Source organism: Streptomyces sp. SID10853 (assembly GCF_010548145.1).
Lineage (GTDB): Bacteria > Actinomycetota > Actinomycetes > Streptomycetales > Streptomycetaceae > Streptomyces.
The window spans coordinates 1-1331 of sequence record NZ_JAAGLN010000479.1 but is presented as its reverse complement, the minus strand read 5'-3'; the positions used below and the strand labels follow the sequence as shown (position 1 = coordinate 1331).

2 protein-coding genes are annotated in these 1331 nt (G+C 65.9%); both read right to left on the bottom strand.

Annotated elements, in window-relative coordinates; all coding sequences use genetic code 11:
* Window positions 1–448: 448 nt before the first annotated feature.
* A complete protein-coding gene (locus tag G3I19_RS36475; RefSeq protein WP_164267943.1) occupies window positions 449–1063 on the bottom strand; it encodes a hypothetical protein in 615 nt (204 codons plus the stop codon).
* 141 nt (window positions 1064–1204) lie between these two features.
* A partial coding sequence (locus G3I19_RS36470; protein ID WP_164264410.1) for an adenosylhomocysteinase occupies window positions 1205–1331 on the bottom strand: 127 nt, incomplete at its 5' end.

Here is a 1331-nt window from a genome sequence, read left to right as displayed (position 1 = left end):
CACCCTCTCGGGCTTTCCTCCGGGCTTTTCCCTCCGGTCTTGCGTTTCCGACTCTATCAGACTCTTTCGTGTCCGATTCCCGGCCGGCGGGCCGCTTTCCAGTTCCACGCTTTCGCGTTTCCCTTTCCGGCGATTCCGACTTTATCAGAAGCATTTTAGCCGAGCTAATCGGCCTCGTGATTCGGATTCATCGGGTGGCTCTGCGAGAAATTCGATTTCCGCGAGCGAGATAAACAGTAACTGCTGGGCCCGATCTTGTCGAACTCGGGGCAACCGTTCAAACCTACCTCCCCACTCGAACCGTGTCAACGGCTTTTGTGGGCAAGAGAGACAGTAGCAGCTCAGCAGGGTCGTACGCACATCACCCCGGGGCCGTTGAGCCCGGCACTCCGGCCTCGGCTACCGGCGCCGGTCCGCCGGCTGGACCGGTGGACCACAGGGCTGTTCGTCACCGGAAGACCGATGGCGGTGTCTCCAGGTGCTCCAGCTCGATGCCGGGAGCTGCCAGGACCACGTCCCCGGCGATGTGGACCGCGTACTGCTCACCGGTGTCCAGGGCGCTGACCTGGTATTCGTCCACTATCAGGGGCCCATTGTCAGTGGCATGCGCTTCACTCTTCAGCAAGGCCCAGGACTGGTCGACGGTGCGGGGCGCCAGGACCGGGTCGGTGAAGGCGACCAGACGGATGCGAGTGGCGGGGGAACCGGGGGCGAGGCCGAGCAGCCGAGCTGTGGCGACAAGAAAGGCGGGGGATGTACCGGTGAAGGCATGGGCGGGGGCGTTGCCTTCGGTGGCGTGTGCCCCCGAAGGGTCCGTCCGGACCCAGGTGACGCCTTCGATGGCCGCGCCGCGAATCTGCCAGCTCGCGGCGTGGAGTTCGAGGCGGATGGGGCGGCCGAGTTCGTCGATGGCCATATCGACGGAGCCCGCGTGGTCGCCCGATGGTGCGGTGGTCTGGGAGACGTAACGCCAGCCGGAGGGGCCTGGCGCGCAGTGGAAGTGTTCCTCACCGAGGGGGGTGTGGTCATGGAGATCGTGGAGCGAATAACGGCCGCGGGGCATGGGGTCCTTGGGATCTTTCCCTAGCCGGTACGGGGCAGGCCCCCGACACGGGGGTGCGGGGGCCTGCCTGGTACCTACTCTGTTTCTGCGGTGCCGGCTGCTGACGGTGCGGCGAGGTGCGCACCAGGGGCACTGGTTGCGTCAGTAGCGGTAGTGGTCCGGCTTGTACGGGCCTTCGACCTCGACACCGATGTACGCGGCCTGCTCCGGACGCAGCGTCGTCAGCTTGACGCCCAGAGCGTCCAGGTGGAGCCGGGCGACCTTCTCG